We start from the raw sequence: 16,112 nt of genomic DNA, 5'->3' as shown, positions 1-16,112 counted from the left end.
TCCCACTCTGTGGGTGGTTGCGGCCCGCACGCTCCCGCGGGCACCGGTCCCGCCGGGCTCGGGAAAGACCAGCGGGCCGCGATAGGCCGATTGCGCAGCTGCGTGCGAGGGGTAGTAACCCGATCGTGCGAAAGATGCGAATCGCCGGAACGGCCGTGTTGCTGGGATTGATGACCGCCTGCGGGGGAGCGGGCCCGGTTCCGCTAGACGAGCAGATACCCGAACACGGCAGCGGGGGATTCGCCGCGGCGCCCGGATCCGAGACCGTCACCGGCGCCGGCCAGACGTTGATCACCTACCAGATCGAGGTGGAGACCGGCGTCGAGTTCGGCGCGCTCGACCCGGTGACGCCCGACGTGTTCGCCGCCGCGGTCGAGCACGTCCTCGCGGACCCGCGCGGGTGGGCCGCCCACCCGGTCACCGAAGTACAGGCGGAGATGGTGAACGCGTCCTGGCGTTTCCGGCGCGTTGAGGGCCCGGACGCTCAGGTACGGCTGCGACTCGCCACGCCGCAGACGGTCGACGCGCAGTGCGCCAGGATCGGCCTGGACACCGAGGGGAAGTTCTCCTGCCGGTTCGACAACACGATCATGGTGAATTTGAAGCGCTGGCTGCAGGGCTCACCGATCTCCCCGTCCGTCGACGAGTACCACGCCGGGGTCGTCAACCACGAGGTCGGCCACTTCCTCGGCTTCGACCACGCCGGCTGCCCCGGCCCCGGTCAGCCCGCACCGGTGATGATGCAGCAGAGCATCGACCTGGGCGGGTGCGAACCGAACGCGTGGCCGTTCACCGGCGGCGGCGCGTTCATCACCGGCCCGTGGCAGCCGTCCTGAAACGGCCCGTACCAGGTGGCGCAAACCGCATTCGGCACACTCCGGTCGTACCCCCTCGGGGCTGTTCTCCTATCGTTGTCGTCATGGAACAGGAACCGTTGGATGTTGAGGCGGGCTTCACCGGACTGGGGTTGCGGGCGGAGCTGCTTCGCGCATTGACCAATCTCGGGTACGAGGAGCCGACGCCGATCCAGCGGGAGGCGATCCCGCCGCTCGTCGCCGGCAACGACCTGGTCGGCCAGGCCGCGACCGGCACCGGCAAGACGGCCGCGTTCGCGCTGCCCGTGCTGCAGCGACTCGAGCCCGGCCGCCGGGAGACCGAGCCGCTCGCGCTCGTCCTCGTGCCGACCCGCGAACTCGCCGAGCAGGTGTCCCAGGCCGTCCACCGCTACGGCCGTGACCTGGGCGTCCGCGTCCTCCCCGTCTACGGCGGCCAGCCGATCGGACGGCAGCTGCAGGCGCTCAGCCGCGGCGTCGACGTCGTCGTCGGCACGCCCGGCCGCGTGCTCGACCACATCGACCGCGGCACGCTCCAGCTCGGCGGCGTGCGTACCGTCGTGCTCGACGAGGCCGACGAGATGCTCGACATGGGCTTCGCCGACGACATCGAGGCGATCCTCGCCGAGACACCCGCGGAGCGGCAGACAGTGCTGTTCTCCGCCACCATGCCACCCCGCATCGACAGCATCGCGCGCCGCCACCTGCGCGAACCGGTCCGGATCACGATGGGCCGCAAGACCGTCGAGCCCGGTGACATGCCGCTCGTGCGGCAGAGCGCCTACATCGTCGCCCGCGCGCACCGCCCCGCCGCGCTCGGCCGCATCCTCGACGTGGAGGCGCCGACCGCCGCGATCGTCTTCTGCCGTACCCGCGAAGAGGTCGACCAGGTCACCGAGACGCTCAACGGCCGTGGCTACCGCGCGGAGGCGCTGCACGGCGGCATGAGCCAGGACCAGCGGGACCGGGTGATGGGCCGGCTGCGCGCCGGCAGCGCCGAACTGCTCGTCGCCACGGACGTGGCCGCCCGCGGTCTCGACGTCGAACAGCTCACCCACGTGATCAACTTCAATGTGCCGGTCGCCCCCGAGGCCTACGTGCACCGAATCGGCCGGGTCGGCCGGGCCGGCCGCGAGGGCTGCGCCATCACGCTCGCCGAGCCGCGCGAACAGCGCATGCTCAAGGCCATCGAACGCCTCACCGGCCAGCGCATCACGCTCGAGAAACTCCCCACGGTGACGGACCTGCGGGCCCGCCGGCTGGAGCTCACCCGGTCCTCGCTGCAGGCCAGCCTGGAAGGCGACGACCTGGAGCGTTTCCGGGTCGTGCTCGACTCGCTGACCGACGAGCACGACGTCGAGAACGTGGCGCTCGCCGCGATCAAGCTGCTGCACGAGGCCGCGGGCGGCGACGACGACGAGGAAGAGATCCCGACTCCGGCCGAGCCCCGGGAACGGCCGTCCCGCAACAGCCGTGACGCCCGCCAGAACGACGGCGGCCGTGACGGCGTTCGTGATGGGGGCCGTGACCGCGGGCCGCGTGCGCCGCGGACCTCGGATGAGGGCGTGACCCGGCTGTTCATCAGCCTCGGCCGCCGTGCCGGGCTGCGGCCGCAGGACCTGGTCGGCGCGATCGCCGGCGAGTCCGGCCTGAACTCGCGCGAGATCGGCGCCATCCAGATCACCGACCGCTTCTCCCTGGTCGAGGTTCCGGAATCCGCCGCTGACATGGTCATCGAGGCCATGCAGCAGAGCTTCATCCGCGGCCGCCGCCCCTCCGTCCGCCGCGAACGTTTCTCCCGCTGACAATCCAGATCCAATTCATCTGCCGCTTCCGCGGTGGCCCGGCCGCTCGCTCCCGACTCCGCTGCCAGACCCACCCGGCCAAGACGCGGCCGGGTGGGGCAAGGACTGAGGCGTCAGCCGGCGACCGCGCAGAAGAGCGCCGTGTTTGCGGCGGACATGACCTCCGCGTGGCGCCGCACGCCCTCAGCGGTCGCGGTGACGCCGGGCTGTGCGGTGACGTCCGCGACGCCGGTCCGCCGGCCGTCCGCGGTGGTCACCGCGAGCGCGTGGTGGCCGCGGGTGTCGCCGCCGTGCGCCCACACGGTGCCGCACGGCGAGTCGACGCGGATGATGCCGAGCCCGTAGCCGCCCGTGATGCCGGCGCCGGCCGGCAGCGGGACCGTGGTCGTCATCTCGGCCAGGGCCGCGCCGGAGAGCAGGCGTCCGCCGAACACCGCGGACAGGAACCGGGACACGTCCTCCGCCGTGGAGATGATCGCGCCGCCCGCGCCGGCCCAGCCGCCGAGCGGCCGATCGGAAATATCGACATATGCCGGTTCGGGCGTGCCGAACGCGACTGAGTAGCCGTGCGCGTACCCCCGGCCGGTGTTCGTCGCCCGCGGGTCGGGATAGTAGGTCCGGGTCAGGCCGAGCGGGCCGGCGATGTGCTGCCGCACCAGCTCCGGCATGGTCCGGCCGGTGACCGCCCGCAGCAGCTCGCCGAGCAGCACGTAGTTCGTGTTCGAGTAGTTCCACCCCTGGCCGGGCGCGAAGTCCGGCGCGTGCGAGAACGCGAGCGCAAGCATCTCCCGCGCGGTCGCGACGTGCTGCGGATCCTGCTCCATCCGCACGTAGAACCCCGGATCGGCAATGTAGTTGAACAGTCCGCTCGTGTGGTTGAGCAGCATCCGGACGGTGATGTTCTCCCCGTTCGGCACCACGCCCGGCAGGTAGCGCGCGACCGGCGCGCCCAACTCCACCCGCCCGCGGTCGACCTGCTGCAACACCAGCACCGCGGTGAAGATCTTCGTGGCGCTGCCGATCTCGAACTGATCCCCGCCGGTGATCGGCCGCCCGGTCGCCCGGTCCGCGACACCTGCCGCGGTCACCTCGGCGCGGCGCCCGTCGTCGATCCGCGCGACATAACCGGGAACGCCTATCGACAGCACCTGCCGGGCGGTCTCCTCCATCGCGCCGTGGTGGCGTGGCCCGGCCGTCGCCGCGGTCGTGCCCGCGCCGGACATCGCGGCCGCGACAACCAGAGCGACAAAGACACGCCGGGGGTACGAGTGAGCTGTGCGCATGGCATCCAATCCTCGGTCGGCAGATGTGCTTCCAGGCGCTGAATCGACCTGGAGGTGGGACGTCTGGGCCTCGCCGCAGCCCGGCATCCCACATCGATACAGCGCTTAGTCGGCGGGACCGCCCGGGTAGTTCCGCGCGGATCACTGTCGCGGTGCGGTTCGGCCCTGCCGGACGGGGTACAGCGCGTGCGTGCTCCTGATCGAACTCTTACCTGACCTGCCGCTTCCCGGTCACGGTGACACCCGCGGGCGGCTGCGCGCGCTGGCCCGGATCGGCCGGGTGGACCTTATCCACGCCCGGCTGGCCGAGGGACATGCGGACGCGGTCGCGATCCGCGCGGAGCTGTCCGCAGGGCCGGTCGAGCCCGGGCAGCGGTGGGGCGTCTGGGCGGCGGCCCCGGCGTCGGTACGCGCGACGCGCACCCCTGACGGCTGGCGCCTGACCGGCGACCGTCCGTGGTGCTCCGGCGCCTCCTGGTGCACCCACGCACTGGTCACCGCGGCCGCGGACGACGGCATCCGGCTCTTCGCCGTGCGCAACGAGACCCCTGGCGCATCACCTGTCGACGGCACCTGGCCCGCGGTGGGAATGGCCGGCAGCGACAGCCGCACCGTCACCTTCTCCGACGCGCCGGCCGAGCCGGTCGGCGGGCCCGGCGACTACGTCGGGCGGCCCGGCTTCTGGCACGGCGGTGTCGGCGTGGCGGCCTGCTGGTTCGGGGGAGCCCTCGGGGTCGCGGACACGCTGTACGCGGCGCCGGATCCGGGCCCGCACGCGCTGGCGCACCTCGGCGCGGTCGAGGTGGCGCTGGGCAGTGCCCGCGCGGTCCTCGACGCGGCCGCGGCCGAGATCGACGCCGATCCGCGCCGGGACGCCCAGGCGCTCGCGATGCGGGTCCGCGCCACGGTCGAGCACGCCGCCACCGAGGTGCTCGACCACGTCGGGCGGGCGCTCGGCGCCGGGCCGCTCTGCCGCGACGAGGCCCACGCCCGGCGCGTCGCCGACCTCACCGTCTACCTGCGTCAGAGCCACGCCGAAGCCGACCTGGAGCAGCTCGGCCGCCTGGTCACGGGCGGGGGCCCGGCGTGGTGAGGCCGATCGTCGGGGACGGCACCGCGGAGGAGGTGTGGCGCGCCTGGCCGGCGATGCGGGACTGGCCCGTGCTGACGCTCGACGACCTGCCGGGGCCGCCGCTCGTCGTCGCGCCGCACCCGGACGACGAGGTGCTCGGCGTGGCAGGTCTGATGGCCCGGGCCGGCGCGGCGGAGCTGGTGGCGGTCACGGACGGCGAGGCGTCGCATCCCGGCTCGACCGTCCACACCCGTGCCGGGCTCGCGGCGCTGCGCCGTACCGAGACCACGGAGGCGTTGCGGCGGCTCGGCCTGGCGGACGCGCCGGTGCACCGGCTGGGCCACCCGGACGGCGCGATCGACGAGCACGCGCTGACAGGTGTGCTCACCGAGCTGCTGACACCCGGGCGCTGGTGCCTGGCTACGTGGCGCGGCGACGGGCATCCGGACCATGAGGCGGTCGGCCGGGCGGCGGCGCGGGCGTGCGAGGCGACAGGCGCGCGACTGCTGGAATATCCGGTCTGGGCGTGGCACTGGGCGGCGCCCGGTGACGATCGCGTGCCCTGGTCACGGGCGCGCCGGGTCGAGCTCGGGGCGGAGCAGCAGGCCGCGAAGGCCGCCGCGATCGCGGCGTTTCCAAGTCAGATCGCGCCGCTCGGTCCGGCCGAGGCGGACGCGGCGATCCTTCCCCCGCACGTGCTCGCGCGGTTCGCGCGCCCGTTCGAAGTGGTGCTTGTGTGAGCAGAACGAGGAGAGAACCCGCAATGAGTACGCCGATCGACTACTTCACCCGGATGTACGCCGGCAACGACGACCCGTGGGACTTCGAGAACCGCTGGTACGACGCCCGGAAACACGCGCTGACCGCCGGTGTGCTGCCCCGGCGCCGGTACCGGTCCGGCTTCGAACCGGGCTGTTCGACGGGCCGGCTCACCGCTCTGCTCGCCGACAGGTGCGACAGGCTGCTTGCGGTGGACGCGGTGCCCGCGGCGGCGGGGACGGCGGCCGATCGTCTTGCCGGGCAGCCACAGGTGACGGTCGGTACGGCGCGGATGCCTGACGAGTGGCCGGAAGGGCCGTTCGACCTGGTGGTGCTCTCGGAGCTCGGCTACTACTTCGCGCGGCCCGAGCTGGACGTGCTGCTGGAGCGGGTGGTCGGCTCCCTTGAGGACGGCGGTGACCTGGTCGCTGTGCACTGGCGGTGGCCGGTCGAGGAGCACGCGCTGCGGGGCGACGAGGTGCATGCCGCGCTCGCGGGGATGCGCGGCCTGACCCGGCTGTCCCGGCTTGAGGAGGCCGACTTCCTGCTTGAGGTGTTCACGCTGACGTCGTCGGCGCGGTCGGTGGCGCAGGCGGAAGGGCTTGTGTGAACCGGGTCGCGGTGGTCGTCCCGGCGCATGACGAACAGGATCTGCTGCCCGCCTGCCTGGCCGCTCTGCACCGGGCGGCGGACGCGCTCGGGCGTACCCCCGTGGAGATCGTGGTCGTGGCGGACCACTGCCGTGACCGGACCGCGGAACTGGCGGCCGGTGCCGGCGCGGAGGTGGTGACAGTCGCGCACCGCAATGTCGGCCGGGCTCGGGCCGCCGGTGTCGCGCACGCGGTGCGGCACGGGCCGGCCGGGCTCTGGGTGGCGTGCACGGACGCGGACAGCCGGGTCGGTGCGGACTGGTTGCGATGGCAGCTCCGGCACGCCGAGGACGGTGCCGGCCTGCTGCTGGGCACGGTGGAGGTCGACGACTGGGCGTCATGGCCGACGACGTTGCCCGCGCGGTACGAGGCCCGGTACCGGCGGAAGATAACCGGCGCCGTGCACGGGCATGTGCACGGCGCCAACCTGGGTTTCCCGGCGGAGACCTACCTGGCGGTGGGCGGTTTCCCGGGCCTCGCGGTCGCGGAGGACCGGGTGTTCGCCAAGCGGGTCCGGGACGGCGGCGCCCGCGTCGTGACCGATCCGTCCTGTCCGGTCCGGACCAGCGCCCGCCCTCGAGGCCGGGCGCGGCACGGCTTCGCCTCCTACCTGACGGCGCTGTCCGGCGTCCGGAGCGCCGCGCCGCGGATCAGGCCGGAGCCGCTCTGAGAGTCACCGTCCGAGGCGGCGGAGCGCGTCCTTGCGGGCGTCGGCGATCCGCTTCCACATTCCGTCGGCGACGGCCGGGTCGGTCAGGGCCGCGGGCCCGAGCGCGCCCGCCACGCCGCCGGGAAATGTCGTCGTCGAGACCGGCCGGCGGTGGCTGAACGTATCGAAGCCGGTCCGGCCGTTGTACGCGCCCATGCCGCTCTGGCCGATGCCGCCGAACGGGACGTCCGGCAGCAGGACAGCCGCGGCGTAGTCGTTGCGGGTGATGCTGCCGACCACCGCGTGGTGGCGGAACGACCGGAAGTCGGGCGTGTCCTCGCCGTACCAGTAGGCGGCCAGCGGGGACGGGTGCGCGGCCACGTAGTCGATCACCTCGGCGATGTCGTCGTAGGGGTAGACGGTCAGCACCGGCCCGAAGACCTCCTCCCGGGTGATGGTCATGTCGTCCGTGACGTCGAGCAGGAGGATCGGCGGGAGGTACCGGGCGGTCGGAGTCGCCGTCGGCACCGCCGTGGCGCCCTTGTCCACCGCGTCGCTGATCAGGGCGGTTATCCGCTTCACGTTCTTGTCGTCGACGATCGGGGTTACCGCGGGATGCACCGCGAAGTCGGGATACAGGCTGATGAATGCTTCCCGGGTCAGGGAGACGAACTCGTCCAGGTGCGACCGTGGCACGAAGACGTAGTCGGGGGAGAGGCAGGCCTGGCCGCCGTTGGCCAGGCGGGAGACGGCGACGCGCTCGGCGGCCAGCGGGAGGTCCGCGTCGGGGCCGAGGACCACCGGGTTCTTACCGCCCAGCTCAAGCGTGACCGGCACCAGGTTCGCGGCGGCGGCGCGGGCCACGGCACGGCCGGCGGCGGGGGAGCCGGTCAGCAGCAGATGGTCGAAGGGCAGATCGGAGAAGGCGATCGCGGTGTCGAGTCCGCCGTTGATCACGATCAGTTCCTCGGCGGTGAACTCGGCCGCGATCGCGCGGGCCAGCGCGGCACCGGTCCGGGCGCTCACCTCGGAGAACTTGACCATCACCCGGTTGCCGGCCGCGATCGCCTCGGCGGCCGGCTGCACGACCAGGCCGACCGGGATGTTCCACGGGCCGACGATGCCGACGACACCCCGCGGCCGCACGTCGACAGTGGTGGGGATGCCGGCCTCGGCGGAGCCCGGCACCTCGGCCGGGGCCATCCACTCCTCGAGGTGGTCCCGCAGATGACCGATGCCGTCCACCGCGACCATGATGTCGAGCATCAGGCTGAATGCGGGCGGCCGGTGCCCGAAGTCCGCGGCGATCGCGTCCACCAGCTCGTCGGCCGCGCCCAGGACGGCGACCTGTAACCTGTCGAGCCGGTCACGGCGGACCGCGGCGGTGGGTGGCCCTTCCCGCCGGTACGCGGCGCGCTGGGCGTCGAAGGTGGCAGTCAGCTCGTCGTACCCACTCATGATCTTTGTCCTCCGGAGGATGCGTGACTCCCCGGAAAACGCTAGAGATCAACAGCGACTCGGGCGGCGCTCCGTCCGGTCAGCGGACGACTACCAGCTCACGGGCGTGCCGAAGCCAGTCGCCGCTCAAGCGTCAGCGCAGCCCGATGCACCACGGCCGCGGACCGTTCGGCCGGCCGGTCCGCCGCGGTGGCGATCTGGAGCGCGGCACGCCGGCCGCCGGGCAGGCGGACCGGGACCGCGTAGCAGGTGAGGCCGGGGAACACATCCTCGTCGTCGACCGCGGCGCCGAACGGGCGGCGGCGGGCGGCAGTGACCCGGCCGCCGCCGAGCACGATCGCGGCCGCGGTCGTCACGGGCATCTCCGAGCCGGACCGGGCGTCGATCGGCAGCGTGTCCCGGCCGGGGACCATCTCCAGCGCCACGAAAGAACGCCCGGAACCTGTCACAAGCGAGACGGCGGCGCCGGTCTGCTCGCGCAGCGTCTGGATCACGGCGGACGCGGCACTGCGCAGGCCCGTCACCGGCTCGACCTGCCGAGACAGGCCGAGCAGGTCCGCGGAGAGGGCCCAGCGGCCCTCGCGCCACTCCACCGCGTTCACGGCGTGGAGCTGGTCGAGCATCCGGTGGACGGTCGGGCGCGGCAGGCCGGTCAGCTCCACGATGCGGGCCACCTGACCGTCCGTACCCGCGAGCGGCAGTGCCCGCAGCACCCGGAACGCGCCGTCGACGACGCTGCGGCTCTCCGTCACGTCGGCTCTCCTAGCGATCGATGAGCACCCGAAGCCTACCGGGACCGCCGGGCGCCCTCGCAGCCTGTCTAAAGTCTGAATCCGTGAGCAACGGGGATGAGTCGCGGGTCAGGGAAGTCGCCTGGCTGTTCCTGAAGCTGGGCGTGATCGCGTTCGGTGGGCCGGCCGCGCACACCGCGCTGATGCGGGACGAGCTGGTGCGGCGCCGGGGCTGGGTGACGGACGAACGGTTCGTGGACCTGATGGGCGCCACAAACCTGATCCCGGGCCCGAACTCCACCGAACTCGCCATCCACCTCGGCCACGAACGGGCCCGCGGGCGCGGCCTGATCGTCGCGGGACTGTGCTTCATCCTGCCGGCCGCCCTGATCGTCACCGGCCTGGCCTGGGCATACGTCAGATACGGGGACACGCCGGCGGTGGCGGGTCTGCTCTACGGCATCGTCCCGGCCGTCATCGCGATCATCGCCCATGCCCTGGCCGCGCTGCTGCGTACCGTGATCAAGTCCCTGTGGTCGGGTCTGCTGGCCGCGGCCGCGCTCGGCGCCTATCTGCTTGGCGTCAACGAGCTGCTGATCCTCGCCACCTGCGCGCTGCTGGCGGCCGCCACCCGGCTGCCCCGGGTGCTCCAGTCGGCCGCGCCGCTGTTCGTGGACCCGACCGGCGGCCAGCTCTGGCAGCTCTTCGCCACCATGCTGAAGATCGGCTCAGTGCTCTACGGCAGCGGGTACGTGCTGCTTGCGTTCCTGCGCGGCGACTTCGTCGACCGGCTGGGCTGGCTCACCGAGCAGCAGCTGATCGACGCGGTGTCGATCGGCCAGGTCACGCCCGGCCCGGTCTTCACCACTGCCACATTCATCGGGTACGTCGTGGCAGGCCTGCCCGGCGCGTTCCTGGCCACCGTCGCGATCTTCCTGCCGTCGTTCGTCTTCGTCGGCCTGCTCACCCGCCTCACCGACCGGCTGCGCGCCTCCGCCTGGACCTCCGCGCTGCTCGACGGGGTCAACGCGGCCGCGCTCGCGCTGATGGCGGGCGTCTCGTTCCAGCTCGCCCGTACCGCGATCGTCGACCCGCTGACCGCGGCCATCACCGTGGTCACGCTGCTGCTGCTCTGGCGGACGAAGCTGAACAACGCCTGGTACATCGCGGCCGGCGCGGTCATCGGCCTCGTGCACAAGCTGTTCATCTGACCGGAGGCCGGCGGGCGTCGGTTCGGGCCATCGCGTTCGTCGATACGTTGCTACAGTGTGGACACCCCCCAAGTGCGTCCTGTCTGCACCCCCCAACCGCAGGAATTGTGGACGCGCCAGCTGTGGTCCCTCCGCCGGTTTCGGCGGAGGGACCATGGTCTGTCTCAGGTGAGCGCGTCACGGTCTCAGGTGAGCGCGTCGCGCGGCCTTAGGTGAGCGCGTCGCGCGGTCTTAGGTGAGCGCGTCGCGCGTCGCCCTGTCTCAGGTGAGCGCGTCGCGCGTTGCCGCGAGCACCCGGTCGGAGAGAGGGCTGCCGGCGGTCGCGCGTGAGATCAGCAGCGCGCCCACCATGGTCGACAGCGTCACAAGCGCCTCGTCGTCGATCTCGTCGCCGTCGGACAGGTGGCGTGCGTAGGACTCGACGCCCGCGAGGAACGGCGCCCGGGCCGGGCTGTCCAGCGCCTCCCGGGCGACGTCGGGGGCCAGCGCCGTGGTCGGGCAGCCTTCGCCGGGATTGTCACGGTGCGCGAGGGACAGGTACTGCGAAATCCACTCCTTGCGCGCCGCGTCCGGGTCGCCGGGGTGGCGCTCGCCCACCGTCCGCACGCGGGTCTCCTGGTCGGCGAACGCGCGGCCGGCGGCCTCCGCCACAAGCGCCTCCTTCGAGGCGAACTGTTTGTAGAAGCCGCCGTGCGTGAGCCCGGCCGCGGCCATCAGGTCCGCGACGCTCACCCCCGCGACCCCGCGTTCGCGGAACAGGCGGGCGGCCGTCTCGACCACCCGCTCCCGGTTCTGCTGCGCCTGCGCCTGCGATACCCGTGCCATCGGCCCATTATATGACGTCTGTCATCTAACCCTTGCGACTCTTAGATTATGACCATAATCTTTCGGCATGGACATCACGAACTCCGTAGCCCTCGTCACCGGCGCCAACCGCGGTCTCGGCCGCGTCCTCGCCCAGCAGCTGCTCACCCGCGGCGCCACCGTCTACACCGCCGCCCGCAACGCCGCCGCAGCCGACCTGCCCGGCGCAATCCCGCTGCAACTCGACATCACCGACCCCGAGTCAGTACGCCGGGCCGCCGAGCGCGCCGGCGACGTCACCTTCCTGATCAACAACGCTGGCATCTCCACCGGCGCGGACCTGCTCACCGGCGACCTGAACCAGATCCGCCTCGACATGGAGACGCACTACTTCGGCACACTCGGCGTGACCCGCGCCTTCGCCCCCGTGATCGAGCGCAACGGCGGCGGCGCGATCCTCAACGTGCTGTCAGTACTCTCCTGGGCGCACTTCGGCGGCGCCGGTTCCTACGCCGCCGCCAAAGCCGCAGAATGGGCCCAGACCGACGCGCTGCGCGAACTACTCGCCCCCCGCGGCATCCAGGTCAGCGCGCTCCACATGGCCTACGTCGACACCGACATGGCCGCCCACATCCCCGCCGACCAGAAGACCGCGCCCGACGTCATCGTCAAGCTCGCGCTCGACGGAATCGAGGCCGGCAGCCCCGAGATCCTGGCCGACGAGATCACCCGCACCGTAAAGGCCGGCCTCTCGGCCACCCGCTGAAACCCACCGGCCAGTCCACCTTCGCCTCTGGTGCTTCGCCTCTCGTGGTGGTAACGGCACCCATGCTCCCGCGAGCGCATGAGCTTGCCCTGGGGCGACCTCGGGCCCCGATCTTCCCGCTCCCGCGGCGGAGGCGGCCCGCATGCTCCCGACTCTGCTGCCCACTCGCGTGCGGTGGTCTGGGGCCCGACGATCGAAGGGCCGGCATCGAGGGCAGGAGTATGGCGGATCGTTTCGGCTGGTCGCTGGCCTCGCGGCCCGCGGGGGCAGCGCGGTCATCGCCTACTGAGGTTTCGCGGTCGGGGCGCGAGTCGGGCACTCCGCGCCCGAAATTTCGGTATATAGAAGCCCCTGGCACGCCTTACCCTGACCGCGGAAGGCCAGCAAGCGGCGGCTGGTCAGTGAGCAGCGGCTGGTCAGTTAGCGGAGGCTGGTCAGTTAGTTAGTGGAGGCTGGTCAGGGCGGCTGCGGTCTGGGCGGTCCCACGGTTCGACATCGAGGCAGCGGTGTCGTGGGAGGGCCCGTTGATCTTGGCTTGGTTGGCTGCAAGGGCCCGCACCAAGGCGGCGGGTGCGGCGGGAAGGCTGGGTGGTCTCGACCTCGGTGGTCACAAGGGCCGGCACCGAAGCCGTGAGCTGCCGAAGGCCAGTCGATCTTGGCTCTCGTGCGTCGCCGTGCCAGGGCCACGGCAGCTCGGGTGCTCCGCGACGAGATGGTTCGCTATTCGGAATCCTGGGTCTATCTGACGGGATGCAAGATCCTTGCGGCTCTGGTGGCCCTTATCCGAGCGCGATAAGGGCCACCAGAGCCGCAAGGATCTTGACGTGGGCGCTACTGACCTTTCGGCGTCAGGGTTAACGCGCAGGGCGGTGCCTTTATAACGAAATGTCAGGCGGGCATCGCTTGAACGTGGACCCTGGCTTGCGGACCTGCATGAGGCGGGTCGTGAGCATGGGCCGTGTCCTGACGTATTCGGATCCGGTGCGGCTCCGCGTCGGTACCCGCCCCTGATGCCTGCCGAGTGCCGCGACCGGCTTCACACCTGCGGAACTCGGGGCCTCGGTGCCGGTCCTTGCCCACTCGCGCCGTGCCTGCTCGCGCCTTGCCTGCTCGCGCCGTGCCCGCCTCGGCCCGCAGCCGCTGAGACGGCGGCAGTGCTGCTCTCACGCTCCGCAACTACAACGAACAGCTGAAACGACTCACCACGCCCCAGTCCTTTCGTTCGTGGGTCCCATGCGGCGGACGCGAATGGGTGGCTCGGTTATCGCTTGATCAGACCCAACGCTTGTCAGAGATATCGCGAAAGTCCTCTGCTGCTGGCCGTTGCCGCTGTCATTAATCGGCAACGGCAGATAGATCAGCGGTCAGGTGAGGCATGAGCACGTCATTCGCCGCGAATGACGTGCTCATGCCTCACCTGACGCCTTCCACCCTCGCTACTTTCTCACATTCCACCAATATCGTCGCCGCGCCGCCCAGCCCGGCCCCGCCTTTGATCTTGGGAGGCGTGCGCAGCACACAAAGGTGACCGCCTGGCTGCCCCGTCTGCCATCGACCCGCCCCACGGGGAGCAGATCATCGGCAGGGCCGCCACCAACGAACAGATACCAACACCGCGAACCGCGACCAACAGCACGCGCCCACCCACGGGCCGGAACCCGGCGAACCCACCGTGACCAGCAGACCCGTGAGAACCGATCAAGACGGCGCCAACACCACCCAGCCTGGCGGCCCTGCCGATGATCTGCTCGGCTCTGCCCGGGTCGATGACAGACGGGGCAGACAGGCCACACGAAACCCAGCCACCCCGGGTCAGAAGGCGAAGCCGCAAGCTTTTTCGGTCGCCCCGGAGCCGGAGCGCTCCTCCCGGAGGGCCGCCGGAGGCAAAACCGCAGCCAACCCACTCTGACCATCAATAGGTAGAAATGTCGGGGTAGGCCGCCGTCGACGGGATGCGTTTCGTCATGCCGAGGGGCGCGCACCACCACCGGCCGACACGTGGCAAGACCTCGGGCCGCACGGCGCCTGATGCTGCACGGCGCCTGATGCTGCACGGCGCCTGATGCTGCACGGCGCCTGATGCCGCACGGCGCCTGATGCTGCACGGCGCCCGATGTCACACAGCGCCCGATCCCGGGCCTTACCGCGGAAGGTAAGTAAGTCACGAAATTTCGGGCGCATAGCGCCCGCCCCCGCCCCTCGGATGAGCAACAGCGTCGCTCCTGCCGGTAAGTCTCGGCGTCGCCTCCGCAGGCAAGCCTCAGCGCCGCCTCCGCAGGCAAGCCCCAGCGCCGGGCTCCGCTGCTGCTCCGCGCATCGTTCGGAGCCGACCCCGCCGTGGCCGGAAAACCATCACGCCCCTCCCCGACAGCACCGGCGCGCCCGGGACCGGCGGTCAGCCGATCCCGGGCGCGGTGTTCCGGCTGCCCGCCGTTCGTGCGGCGGCCGGGTGGGCCGAGAATTACCGGCAGTTCGTCCAGCGCACCGGCTTGCCGCCGGAGTTGCCGTAGGCGATCCCGGTGTCGCTGAGCGCGGTCACATAGGGCACTCCGCCCGGCGACTGGAGCCGGATCCGGGAGCCGTCGCGGCGTTCGATGACGTTGCCCTGGCCGGCGACGCTGCCGTGCCCGTTGACCACGTTCACGATGTCGAGGCTGCGGATCTCCCGGTCCGGCCCGCCGAGGTTCCAGAGCATCGGGGTGTCGGCGCCCTGGTAGCCGGTCACGTAGCCGCCGCTGATCCCGATGCCTCTGCTGCCTTCGCCGAGCGACTCCACGCGGTTGTCGGCCGGGTGCCAGATCACTGCCGGTCCGGGTAGGCCGGGCATGCCCTTCTGGACCAGGACGGTGCCGTCCTCGTCCACGCCGATCGCGGAGTGCGGGGCGTCGCCCGGCATGATCTCGACCGTGCCGGGTGTGTCGGCCGGCCATCGGACGGCGTGCTGCGAGTCGAACACGGCGGGGTCGTCGGCGGTTCCGACGATGTCGCCGCGGGAGTTGATGCCTGTCGCCTGGGCGTTCCAGCCGTCGTGCGGTACCGGCAGTTCGCGCAGGCCCGTCGTCTCCGACCAGGTTACCGGCACTGACGCGTAGCTCATGGTGAGCCCGTAGCCGACAGTGAGGCCTGAGGAGTTCACGTCTGCCAGGTGGCCGGTGCCGAACGGCAGCGGCGGCACGCTTACCGCGCCGTTCCTCCAGACAACCTGCTCGATCTGGTCGTTGATCTCGGTGCTGCCGACCGCCCACCGGCCGGTGACGTCCGCCCCGGCGATCCAGGTGTTGTGGGCGACCGCGTTCGGCGGCAGCGGCAGATCCGTGACGCTGCAGCGTGTGATCGCGGACTCCGCGGACGCGGGCGCGACTGTGAACGCGACTGCGGCGAGCACCCCGGCGGCGACCGCGGGCGCAACTGTCCTAAAAGGACTGTGCATGCCTGTTCCTCCTGCTTGGGCGGCGGCTGACCCCCGTGTGTCAGCCGCTCGACGTGAGGAACACGTCACGGTCCGGCGACCGGTTGCAGGCGGATCCGGAAAACCTTCGAGGCGATCCAGACCGGGGAAATACAAACACTGACCGTCCGCACAGGATCTTCACCGTGGCAGGTGGTTCGTGTACGTGCGGGGAGATCCACCGCTCCCTGAGACGTGGAGAATCTATGTCGCCTCGCGCTGGTGCGTCCGGCCGTGGCACAGGATGCGGAGACGCCGAGCATCGCGCTGGCCCAGGAGGCGACCTACCAGAAGGCGCTGCGGGACGCCGTTAACGGTGGTGCCGGGCGGCAGGGGATCGAGCAGGCCTCGCGGACGTTCGTCGGGTCCGAGGACTTCGCGGCCGAGCCCGGCTCGACGCCGCCGACACGCACTACGTCGGCTACCTCGGCGAGGAGCTGGCCGCGCCCGAGGCGGACTGGCGGGCGCTGAAACCGGCCGACAGTGCGGGCCGGGAACGCGCGCTGGTCCGGATGGGCAAGCTGCTGCACGGTGTCGGGTTCTTCCACTCCAACGCGGTCGAGCTGCTACACGCCCGTTCGCACACGCCAGCACAGGGCGAGCACGCCGGCACAGGCCGAGACGGAGACCGGCGAGGACTTCC

General features: G+C 71.5%; 14 protein-coding genes. 9 read left to right on the top strand and 5 right to left on the bottom strand.

Features of this window, described 5'->3' with window-relative positions; genetic code table 11:
• Window positions 1-134 precede the first annotated feature (134 nt).
• Together ACIA8K_RS22770 and ACIA8K_RS22765 are read left to right on the top strand one after the other, a co-directional pair.
• On the top strand, window positions 135-836 hold the full coding sequence (locus tag ACIA8K_RS22770) for a DUF3152 domain-containing protein (RefSeq protein WP_396062357.1): 702 nt from the start codon (window positions 135-137) through the stop codon (window positions 834-836).
• Window positions 837-919: 83 nt separating this feature from the next.
• Entirely contained in the window at window positions 920-2,638 is a 1,719-nt protein-coding gene (locus tag ACIA8K_RS22765) for a DEAD/DEAH box helicase (RefSeq protein ID WP_396062355.1), read from the top strand.
• 113 nt (window positions 2,639-2,751) lie between these two features.
• Here ACIA8K_RS22765 and ACIA8K_RS22760 read toward each other — a convergent pair whose 3' ends face one another.
• Window positions 2,752-3,921, bottom strand: a complete 1,170-nt coding sequence (locus ACIA8K_RS22760; RefSeq protein WP_396062353.1) for a serine hydrolase domain-containing protein — start codon at window positions 3,919-3,921, stop codon at window positions 2,752-2,754.
• Window positions 3,922-4,111: 190 nt separating this feature from the next.
• On the opposite strand from ACIA8K_RS22760, the gene ACIA8K_RS22755 reads away from it, so the two are divergent.
• Genes ACIA8K_RS22755 through ACIA8K_RS22740 form a run of 4 tightly spaced genes read left to right on the top strand, consistent with a single transcriptional unit; the run spans window position 4,112 to window position 7,072 of the window.
• Entirely contained in the window at window positions 4,112-5,014 is a 903-nt protein-coding gene (locus ACIA8K_RS22755) for an acyl-CoA dehydrogenase family protein (RefSeq protein WP_396062351.1), read from the top strand.
• Window positions 5,008-5,733 carry a PIG-L deacetylase family protein gene (locus ACIA8K_RS22750; RefSeq protein ID WP_396062349.1) on the top strand — a complete coding sequence of 242 codons (726 nt, stop codon included), beginning with the start codon at window positions 5,008-5,010 and terminating at the stop codon, window positions 5,731-5,733. The genes ACIA8K_RS22755 and ACIA8K_RS22750 overlap by 7 nt, the downstream gene beginning before the upstream one ends.
• Window positions 5,734-5,756: 23 nt before the next feature.
• Window positions 5,757-6,362, top strand: coding sequence for a class I SAM-dependent methyltransferase (locus ACIA8K_RS22745; RefSeq protein WP_396062347.1), 606 nt, complete (start codon window positions 5,757-5,759; stop codon window positions 6,360-6,362).
• Complete coding sequence (locus ACIA8K_RS22740) at window positions 6,359-7,072, top strand: glycosyltransferase (RefSeq protein WP_396062345.1); 714 nt, start codon at window positions 6,359-6,361, stop codon at window positions 7,070-7,072. Before ACIA8K_RS22745 ends, ACIA8K_RS22740 begins: the two co-directional genes overlap by 4 nt.
• Before the next feature lie 3 nt (window positions 7,073-7,075).
• On the opposite strand, the gene ACIA8K_RS22735 is transcribed toward ACIA8K_RS22740, so the two are convergent.
• Together ACIA8K_RS22735 and ACIA8K_RS22730 are read right to left on the bottom strand one after the other, a co-directional pair.
• On the bottom strand, window positions 7,076-8,509 hold the full coding sequence (locus tag ACIA8K_RS22735; protein ID WP_396062343.1) for an aldehyde dehydrogenase family protein: 1,434 nt from the start codon (window positions 8,507-8,509) through the stop codon (window positions 7,076-7,078).
• 98 nt (window positions 8,510-8,607) lie between these two features.
• A complete protein-coding gene (locus tag ACIA8K_RS22730) occupies window positions 8,608-9,261 on the bottom strand; it encodes a helix-turn-helix domain-containing protein (protein ID WP_396062341.1) in 654 nt (217 codons plus the stop codon).
• Window positions 9,262-9,344: 83 nt separating this feature from the next.
• Here ACIA8K_RS22730 and chrA point away from each other — a divergent pair, with 83 nt between their 5' ends.
• Window positions 9,345-10,451 (top strand): chromate efflux transporter, encoded by a 1,107-nt coding sequence (gene chrA / locus ACIA8K_RS22725; protein ID WP_396062339.1) that lies wholly within the window; start codon window positions 9,345-9,347, stop codon window positions 10,449-10,451.
• 261 nt (window positions 10,452-10,712) lie between these two features.
• On the opposite strand, the gene ACIA8K_RS22720 is transcribed toward chrA, so the two are convergent.
• Window positions 10,713-11,276: a TetR/AcrR family transcriptional regulator gene (locus tag ACIA8K_RS22720; protein WP_396062337.1), complete on the bottom strand. Its 564-nt coding sequence runs from the start codon at window positions 11,274-11,276 to the stop codon at window positions 10,713-10,715.
• A 67-nt stretch (window positions 11,277-11,343) separates the two neighbouring features.
• Here ACIA8K_RS22720 and ACIA8K_RS22715 point away from each other — a divergent pair, with 67 nt between their 5' ends.
• The gene (locus ACIA8K_RS22715; RefSeq protein ID WP_396062335.1) at window positions 11,344-12,021 is read left to right on the top strand and encodes an SDR family oxidoreductase; all 678 of its coding nucleotides are present in this window, start codon (window positions 11,344-11,346) and stop codon (window positions 12,019-12,021) included.
• Window positions 12,022-14,482: 2,461 nt separating this feature from the next.
• Here the strand turns inward: ACIA8K_RS22715 and ACIA8K_RS22710 are convergent.
• Window positions 14,483-15,451 carry a hypothetical protein gene (locus ACIA8K_RS22710; RefSeq protein ID WP_396062333.1) on the bottom strand — a complete coding sequence of 323 codons (969 nt, stop codon included), beginning with the start codon at window positions 15,449-15,451 and terminating at the stop codon, window positions 14,483-14,485.
• Window positions 15,452-15,703: 252 nt separating this feature from the next.
• Here ACIA8K_RS22710 and ACIA8K_RS22705 point away from each other — a divergent pair, with 252 nt between their 5' ends.
• Window positions 15,704-15,940: a hypothetical protein gene (locus tag ACIA8K_RS22705; RefSeq protein ID WP_396062331.1), complete on the top strand. Its 237-nt coding sequence runs from the start codon at window positions 15,704-15,706 to the stop codon at window positions 15,938-15,940.
• Window positions 15,941-16,112 lie beyond the last annotated feature (172 nt).

The sequence above is a fragment of the Catenuloplanes sp. NPDC051500 genome, from assembly GCF_044454585.1.
Taxonomy (GTDB): Bacteria; Actinomycetota; Actinomycetes; order Mycobacteriales; family Micromonosporaceae; genus Catenuloplanes.
The sequence above is the reverse complement of the archived record's forward strand: the minus strand, read 5'-3'. Positions and strand labels throughout refer to the sequence as shown.

What these genes read in the sequence shown, in the direction of transcription:
- ACIA8K_RS22770 (WP_396062357.1), top strand. Translation starts at nt 135, where the DNA reads ATGCGAATCGCCGGAACGGCCGTGTTGCTGGGATTGATGACCGCCTGC.
- ACIA8K_RS22765 (WP_396062355.1), top strand. Translation starts at nt 920, where the DNA reads ATGGAACAGGAACCGTTGGATGTTGAGGCGGGCTTCACCGGACTGGGG.
- ACIA8K_RS22760 (WP_396062353.1), bottom strand. Translation starts at nt 3,921, where the DNA reads ATGCGCACAGCTCACTCGTACCCCCGGCGTGTCTTTGTCGCTCTGGTT.
- ACIA8K_RS22745 (WP_396062347.1), top strand. Translation starts at nt 5,757, where the DNA reads ATGAGTACGCCGATCGACTACTTCACCCGGATGTACGCCGGCAACGAC.
- ACIA8K_RS22735 (WP_396062343.1), bottom strand. Translation starts at nt 8,509, where the DNA reads ATGAGTGGGTACGACGAGCTGACTGCCACCTTCGACGCCCAGCGCGCC.
- ACIA8K_RS22720 (WP_396062337.1), bottom strand. Translation starts at nt 11,276, where the DNA reads ATGGCACGGGTATCGCAGGCGCAGGCGCAGCAGAACCGGGAGCGGGTG.
- ACIA8K_RS22715 (WP_396062335.1), top strand. Translation starts at nt 11,344, where the DNA reads ATGGACATCACGAACTCCGTAGCCCTCGTCACCGGCGCCAACCGCGGT.
- ACIA8K_RS22710 (WP_396062333.1), bottom strand. Translation starts at nt 15,451, where the DNA reads ATGCACAGTCCTTTTAGGACAGTTGCGCCCGCGGTCGCCGCCGGGGTG.